A 7,989-nucleotide genomic window follows, 5' to 3' on the forward strand; every position below is an offset into this window, starting at 1 on the left:
ACTAACGATAAGCATAGGTATAAGTCATTATCCGAATGATGGCGATACTACCCAGGCTCTTATAGAGGCTTCGGATAAAGCTTTGTACTGGGCAAAGACGCACGGAAGAAACGGAGTTCAAGAGTTCAATAAGACTATTTGTTAATAATAATGTAGAATTAACAAAAATTTTTCATATTTGTCTAATTACTAATTACAAATTACTATTTACTGCCATTAATGGGCCGGTAGTTCAGCTGGGAGAACGCTTCGTTCGCAACGAAGAGGTCGAGGGTTCGAATCCCTTCCGGTCCATTTGGGCAAATCCAGTTAGCTGTAAGGCAAAAATAAAATGGATAATTTAGTGTTTTAACTTAATCCTTACCACTTATAACTAAATTGAGAGGTTATTATGTCTTATGTAGTTTTGGCGCGCAAATATAGGCCTCAGAGGCTTGATGAAGTAATCGGTCAGGAACATGTTTCAAAAACGCTGCATAACGCCTTAGCTGAAAATCGTATTGCTCACGCATATCTATTTGCCGGGCCCAGGGGCGTGGGAAAAACCACAATGGCGCGGATTTTGGCAAAGGCGTTAAATTGCAAGGATCTGCGTGACAATGAACCGTGCGGAAAATGTTCAAACTGCGTTGAGATTGTAAACGGCAGCAGCGTGGATGTTCAGGAAATAGATGCCGCTTCAAACCGCGGTATAGATGATATCAGAACCTTGAGAGAAAACATAAAGTTCGCGCCAGCCACATCAAAATATAAAGTCTATATAATTGACGAAGCCCACCAGATAACCAACGAGGGTTTTAATGCTCTGCTTAAAACTTTGGAAGAACCTCCGTCGCATGTGGTTTTTATTTTAGCGACAACCGAAGCTCATAAAATGCCTATCACCATACTTTCAAGATGCCAGAGATACCGGTTTCGCCTACTATCCTCAAAAGAAATAATGGCGCACCTTGAAAAAATAGTAAAATCAGAAAACTTTGACGTTGAATCTGAATCGCTTCAAATTATTACATCAGCTTCGGGCGGTTCTGTGCGCGATGCCTTAAGCCTTCTTGATCAGGCGGTTTCATCCGTTTCGGGGAAAGTAAAAGCTCAGGATGTCCAAAATTTACTCGGATTTCTGCCAAGAGAAATTATCGCGGAGATTACCGGTTATCTTGCTAAAGAAGATTCGTCCGGGATTCTTAAAACGATTAAAAACGTTGCGGAACAGGGGTTTAATCTCCTTCAATTCGGCAGGGATTTAAGGGATCATTTAAGAAATATTTTGCTGTGCAAGGCAAGTCCTGAAAGCCTGGAAATAACTGCTGACGAAAAAAAACTCATTGAGTCGCAGAAAAATTTGTTTACAGAATCCTGGCTGATACGTTCGGGACACCTAATATCGCGTTCCCTTGACGAGATGCGCTGGCATGATAATCCGCGGATAATTTTAGAGCTTTATCTTTTAAAAATGGCTCAGCCTTATTTGAACGCCAAAGAACTATTTGACAAAATTGAGAAACTGGAAAAAAATATAGAGCCGACAAATTGTTTGCCGGCAAAAGGTTCGGAGAAAACTTCCGTGAATGCGGCTCCTGCTGAATACAAAACCGTAAAGTCCAAAACGGTAGAAATTCTATCTGATGCCAAAGAGGAAGAAAAATATAATGCTGCTAAAGAAAATTTCAAGAAACCAATAGATCTTAACGCCGAATCTATCTGGAATAGTTTTGTAAATGAAACTCAGAATATCCGTCCGCTGATATGGGGTTATTTAAGCAACGCAATGCTAAAGGAGTTCAATGAAACCAGCGTGACTATCGGGGCGCAGAATAAGTTTGAGGAAAACGGGATAAAACATAATATTCCTTTCATTGAAGAGTATCTGAAAACAAAATTAGGCAGGCCCGTTTCTGTAAAAGTTGTGGTAGAAGCTAAGAAAACCGGCCCTGAAAATGAAATTCCTCAAAGTAAAGAAGAAATAGTGGTTGAAGAAGAAAATTCCGGCAGCAATACCGTAGAATTTTTTGAGGTTAAGGAAAATTCATCGGATGAAAAAATACCGCACGGCCTTGAAAAGATACTGGATAAATTCCCCGGGAAAATAAAGAAAAAAACCAAAAGCTAGCGGATAGCGTGTAGCGTATAGAAAAAAATATCTTGTTTTTATGCCGGTTCCCCCTTTAGAAAAGGGGGATTGAGGGGGATTTGAAAAAGTGCTCCCTTACAATAAGAAACTAAAAAATAATTCAAGATATCTTAGAAAAAATATGACAGAAGCAGAACAACTGCTTTGGTCAAGAGTAAGAAGAAAACAGATTAAGGGGCTTCAGTTTTACAGACAAAAGATAGTAAATAACTACATCGTTGACTTTTACTGCTCCAGAGCAAAATTAGTAATTGAACTTGATGGAGGGCAGCATTATTCCAATGAAGGTAAGAAAAAGGATTGCAATAGAGATAATGTTTTAAGATATTATGGCATGAAAGTAATCAGATTTTCTGATTCAGATATTTTTAAGAATTTAAATGAAGTCCTTGAGCAAATTTGGAATGCGGTATAATAGAAAAAATCCCCCTGTCTCCCCCTTTGCAAAAGGGGGAACAAAAAAGGAAATTTTGAGAAAATAAGTTTTTCTATACGCTATCCCTGCCCGCCGGCAGGCGCGGCGCTGCACGCTATACGCTATTGATATGGAAATAAAATGAAACGGCCTGACCCGATTGAAAAAATGATAGAGTCTTTCAAAAAACTGCCCGGCGTGGGGCCAAAAATGGCTGAACGGCTTAGCTACCATTTGCTCAAATCCAGCGAATCAGAAGTTAATAAATTGCTAGATTCAATCCAAAAAGCCCGTAATATTATTAAACTATGCAGTGCATGCTATAATATGAGCGAAAAAGACCCTTGTCCCGTATGCTCTGATGTTCAAAGGGACACTTCAATGATTTGTATTGTGGAAACGCCTCAGGATCTTTTGGCAGTAAGCAAAGTAAAAGAATATAACGGGCTTTATTTTGTTTTAGGCGGAGCGCTTTCGCCGCTGGATGCTGTCGGCCCGGAGGATTTGAGGGTTAAAGAATTGATAAATCGGTTAAAAAAAGATAAAATCAAAGAATTAATTGTTGCCACTGATACAGACACACAGGGTGAAATAACGGCCCTTTATCTCGCCGAAAAAGTAAAACCCCTAGGTGTAAAAGTAACAAGACTCGGTTACGGTCTTCCTGTTGGCGGCGATTTGGAATATGCCGATGAGATAACGATTTCACGAGCCCTGGAAGGGCGCCGAGAAATGTAGCTAATCTGAAATCCTGCTTGAAAAAGAAAGCATAAAAATCGTTGATTTGGCTTATAGAACAGTTATTGGAACTGTTAAAAATAATTCACAAAAGAAAGGAGTAATTAAATGTCTCAGGAAATGGTAGAAATACGATGGCATGGACGAGGAGGACAGGGCGCAAAAACAGCAGCGCTTTTATTTGCTGATGCAGCGCTGGCAACAGGAAAATATATTCAGGCATTTCCTGAATACGGGCCTGAAAGGATGGGGGCGCCGGTACAGTCATTTAACCGCATAAGCGATAAGCCCATAACGATTCATTGCGGAATAACTGAACCCGGCTATGTTATTGTTTTGGATCCGAGCTTAATGGATACGGTTGATGTAACGGAGGGGCTAGGTCCTGAAGGGAAACTTATTGTAAATACGTCGTTTTCTTCAAAAGAAATAGCTGATCGGTTAAAAATTAATCCCAAACAAGTTTTTGTCATAGATGCCACCCAAATTTCAATGGAAACAATCGGAATGAATATTCCTAATACGCCGATGCTTGGCGCTTTAATCAAAGTCGTTGGAACAATGAATATTGATCAGGTATTAGAAGACACAAAGAAAAAGCTGGAAGTAAAATTCAGGCATAAACCGCAAATTATAAGCGGAAACATTGATTCCATCAAAAGAGCATATAACGAAGTTAAGAGCGCATAAAACTAGTGGATAGCACATTGCGTATAGCGGATAGAAACGGCACAAGAAAAAGTAAGTTTAATCTATACGCTACCCCTGCCCGCCGGCAGGCGCGGCGCTAAACGCTATACGCTAATTCCGGAGGAAATAAATGTCCAAATCAGAAGAAAAAAAATTATCACATAAAGAATTGCCGATTGGCGATATTTTAGAAGCAGGAACCGCAGTAAAATTTAAAACCGGCGATTGGAGAAGCTTAAAACCTGTATGGTATCCGGAAAAATGCATTCATTGCATGTTTTGCTGGATTTCCTGCCCGGATAGCGCAATAATTGTTAAAGACGGAAAAATGACCGGCATAAATTTGGATTTTTGCAAGGGCTGCGGGATATGTTCCGCAGAATGCCCTGTAAAGGGAAAAGCGATATTGATGGAAATAGAAAAAAAATAATTAAAACATCGCCCATTGAAAATGGGCGTGGAGGTAAAAGATGGGTTTATTTATTGGAAAAGACCGTGAAGCCAGAAGGGCGTACGGTTTTGATGAGGTTGCAATTGCTCCGGGAACTATAACCTGTAATCCCGAAGAAGTTAATATAACAACTCAAATTAGCAATATAAAATTAGAAATTCCCTTTCTTGCCAGCGCGATGGATGGTGTAGTTGATGTTAAGTTTGCAATAGCTATGGGAAAACTGGGCGGCCTTGCGGTATTGAATCTTGACGGAATACAAACACGGTACGAACATCCCGAAGAAATTCTGGAAAAAATTGCAAAAGCTACTCCTGAAGAAGCGACAAAATTAGTTCAGGATATTTACAAAGAGCAAGTGAAAGAGAAACTTGTTGAGCAAAGAGTTAAAGAAATCAAAAAAGGCGGGATAATAGCAGCAGTTTCTTGTATCCCCACAAATGCATTAAAGATCGGTCCTATAGCCAAAGAGGCAGGTGCTGATATTTTTGTTATCCAGTCAACTGTTGCAACCGCGCGTCATACCGCAACAAAATATAAGGCATTGGATTATTCAAAATTTTGTAAAGATATGGCTATACCGGTAATAATAGGTAATGTTGTAAGTTATGATGCGGCATTAGAACTTATGGAAACCGGTTGCGCGGCGCTTCTTGTGGGGGTTGGCCCCGGAGCGGCCTGCACATCAAGAGGAGTTTTGGGAATCGGAGTCCCGCAGGTGACAGCAACTGTCGACTGCGCCGCGGCAAGAAATTCTTATCAAAAAAAATCAAAAAAATATATTTCAATTATAACTGACGGCGGTATGAGTTCCGGCGGGGATATATGCAAGGCATTTGCATCCGGAGCAGATGCGGTGATGGTAGGTTCCGCTTTCGCAAAAACCAAAGAAGCGCCCGGCAAAGGTTACCACTGGGGAATGGCAACACCCCATGAGAACTTACCCCGCGGGACAAGGATTCATGTCGGAATAACAGGAACTTTGGAAGAAATATTGTACGGGCCCGCCCATTTGGATGACGGAACCCAAAATCTAGTAGGAGCTTTGCGCACCTGCATGGGATCCGTCGGAGCTCAAACAATAAAAAAGCTTCAAAAGGCGGAATTGGTGATCGCTCCGGATATTAAATCGGAAGGAAAGATTTTTCAACGCGCTCAACGCATAGGCATGGGAAAGTAAACCAAAGGTGTTCACGAGTCCACTAGTTGACGAGTTCACGAGTTCAAAAAAAAGAACTGCCTTGCCAAAATCGTTAGTTTGGCTAAAGTTTTGTTCAAGGGACTGCGGGAACGATTACGAGCGATGAATACGAGAAAAGAGATGAACATACGGTACTATTTCCCCTGAGGAGATACTGTTATGCAAACTGATCGAGAGAAAAACATAAGTGAAAGCCAAATTGAGGATATTCTTGTAGCCAATTTGGTATTTCTTTCGAAAATATTAAAACTTCCGCTTGATTTAAAATTAATTGCGCGTCAGTTGAAATTAAAATCTGGTGATGAGCGAATTGATTTGCTTTTATCTAGTGAAAAAAATCTGTGTCTGATTGAGCTAAAAGTTGTCGAATTTTCTGAACAATGGTTAAAACAAATACTTTCTTATAGAGATGAGCTTATTCGTTTACAAAATATCGGAGAATTAATTGCAGGCAATATATTGTGTTTTTTGTTAGTAACAGAGGCAAAAGAAAGGGACATTGAATTAACAAAACAAAACAATGTTGAATTAATTATTTATGATCCGCTAAATGTCCTAAAATATTATTATGATAATCTTTCAATTGTTGCACCGTTTCTGAGAATCAAACCGAACGACTATGGTGTTTTCAGTTTCGGACTCATTAACAGAGCGCTAATTCAGTTGAGTGAAGGCATAACAAAACAAGAAGAAGTCGCAACCCAAACCAAGCTTTCTAAACAAAGCGTCCATAATCACTTAAAAGTTGCAAAGGAATTTGGATTAGTGCGAGAGCGAGACAAAAATTATTTTCTCACAGATATGGGCGATCAATATGTTCAATTTTGCAATAAAGATCCTTTTGTAGATAAACTGAATGAAAAACAAATTGAAATATTAAAAAAATTTGTGGCTGACGATCCTTTTTACTCCTCGTCAGTTTTCGGGGTGTATTCAATAGTTGAAAGTACCTTTTTATTATCACGAAATTCTTACCCTATCGAGTTATCTGATTTGAGAGATATGTTTAAGAAAGTGTCTGGTAAAGTGAATGAATGGCAAGCTGAAAAATCACTGAGTACCGCAACCTATACATTTCTTAATTTTGCACTTGATTTAGAATTGCTAGGTAAAATCGGACAGCAAATAGTGATTACACCTGCTGGATTTCGGTTTATCCTGATGTTACAATTGCATAAAAGTATTGAAATGATTGAGAGTTTATCAACCAATAATTAAAGTATGAATAGTGTTAATTTTAAGAAGGAATGGCATTTTATAATAGATGAAACCCATGATTTGAGATTTGTCGGGAAAACCTCGAGAAAATTATTATTAGCTTTGCAATGCTATTTGTCGAAATTGCAAAAAATGAAAGGTCAAAATAAATTATTTGCTACAAATATATTTAGGTTATTAAAGAAAAAATATATAGAGTTCAAAAAAGATGAAGCATGATTTTTTGTATTTGAAGTAAAACAGTTTTAATTCTTGATTTCAGTTGAAGGCTAGGTCGTTTCTATCCGCTATACGCTAGAGGAAAAATGATTCTTATTTTTGATTTAAGTAATGTATTTAACTCGTAAACCCGTGGACTCGTGAACACGTGAACGCCGTTAAGAGGTTTCAATGATTTTAATTCTTGATTTTGGATCGCAATATACGCAGTTAATCGCAAGAAGAATCCGCGAGGCGAAGGTTTACTGCGAGATTCATCCCGGAAACAGGCCCATTCATTCTTTTGGTGAAATAAATAAAATCAGGGGAATAATTCTTTCCGGCGGGCCGTCAAGCGTTTATGAAGAAGGGGCTCCGTGGCCTGATGAAAAGCTTTGGGAACTAAACATTCCGATTTTGGGAATATGTTACGGAATGCAGTTAATAGCAGAACATTTCGGAGGAAAAGTTAAACCTTCAGGCCAAAGAGAATATGGTGTAGCTCAGCTTTCAATAAGCAGTCAATCCGGCCTTTTCAAAAAACTTCCCAAAAAAATGACCGTTTGGATGAGCCACGGGGATCATCTTTCAAAAATTCCCGGTAATTTCAAAAAAATTGCGCATACTGCAAACTCGCAATATGCCGCTATTGCCGATTTGAAAAAAAATATGTACGGTGTTCAGTTTCATCCGGAAGTAAAACACACTCCTTTCGGTAAAAAAATCCTTGAAAATTTTGTTTTTAATGTATGCAAAGTAAAAAAAGATTGGAGCATGCATTCTTTTGTTGAAAACGAAACAAAAAAAATCCGCGAGCAAGTAGGCGAAGAAAAAGTGATCTGCGCTTTGTCCGGCGGGGTTGATTCCTCTGTTGCTGCAACTATGGTGCATAAAGCACTGGGCAAACAGCTTACCTGTATTTTTGTTGACAACGGTGTTTTAAGGCT

At 39.1% G+C, this 7,989-nt stretch carries 9 protein-coding genes and 1 tRNA gene; all 10 read left to right on the top strand.

Going from position 1 to position 7,989, the window contains the following annotated elements; genetic code table 11:
- The first annotated feature begins 13 nt into the window (after positions 1 to 13).
- Positions 14 to 145: a diguanylate cyclase gene (locus NT145_02700; protein ID MCX5781602.1), complete on the top strand. Its 132-nt coding sequence runs from the start codon at positions 14 to 16 to the stop codon at positions 143 to 145.
- A gap of 76 nt (positions 146 to 221) precedes the next feature.
- Positions 222 to 294 (top strand) — tRNA-Ala (locus NT145_02705).
- Between the two features lie 97 nt (positions 295 to 391).
- Positions 392 to 2,110 carry a DNA polymerase III subunit gamma/tau gene (gene dnaX / locus NT145_02710; GenBank protein MCX5781603.1) on the top strand — a complete coding sequence of 573 codons (1,719 nt, stop codon included), beginning with the start codon at positions 392 to 394 and terminating at the stop codon, positions 2,108 to 2,110.
- Between the two features lie 88 nt (positions 2,111 to 2,198).
- The gene (locus NT145_02715; protein MCX5781604.1) at positions 2,199 to 2,546 is read left to right on the top strand and encodes an endonuclease domain-containing protein; all 348 of its coding nucleotides are present in this window, start codon (positions 2,199 to 2,201) and stop codon (positions 2,544 to 2,546) included.
- A 141-nt stretch (positions 2,547 to 2,687) separates the two neighbouring features.
- Positions 2,688 to 3,284 (top strand): recombination mediator RecR, encoded by a 597-nt coding sequence (gene recR / locus NT145_02720; GenBank protein ID MCX5781605.1) that lies wholly within the window; start codon positions 2,688 to 2,690, stop codon positions 3,282 to 3,284.
- A gap of 108 nt (positions 3,285 to 3,392) precedes the next feature.
- A complete protein-coding gene (locus NT145_02725) occupies positions 3,393 to 3,974 on the top strand; it encodes a 2-oxoacid:acceptor oxidoreductase family protein (GenBank protein ID MCX5781606.1) in 582 nt (193 codons plus the stop codon).
- 130 nt (positions 3,975 to 4,104) lie between these two features.
- Positions 4,105 to 4,404: a 4Fe-4S binding protein gene (locus NT145_02730; protein MCX5781607.1), complete on the top strand. Its 300-nt coding sequence runs from the start codon at positions 4,105 to 4,107 to the stop codon at positions 4,402 to 4,404.
- Positions 4,405 to 4,444: 40 nt separating this feature from the next.
- Complete coding sequence (locus NT145_02735; GenBank protein ID MCX5781608.1) at positions 4,445 to 5,605, top strand: GuaB3 family IMP dehydrogenase-related protein; 1,161 nt, start codon at positions 4,445 to 4,447, stop codon at positions 5,603 to 5,605.
- A gap of 180 nt (positions 5,606 to 5,785) precedes the next feature.
- On the top strand, positions 5,786 to 6,844 hold the full coding sequence (locus NT145_02740; protein MCX5781609.1) for a hypothetical protein: 1,059 nt from the start codon (positions 5,786 to 5,788) through the stop codon (positions 6,842 to 6,844).
- Positions 6,845 to 7,234: 390 nt separating this feature from the next.
- The coding region (gene guaA, locus NT145_02745; protein ID MCX5781610.1) for a glutamine-hydrolyzing GMP synthase at positions 7,235 to 7,989 on the top strand (755 nt) is incomplete at its 3' end.

Source organism: Elusimicrobiota bacterium (genome assembly GCA_026388075.1).
Taxonomy (GTDB): domain Bacteria; phylum Elusimicrobiota; class Endomicrobiia; order Endomicrobiales; family JAPLKN01; genus JAPLKN01.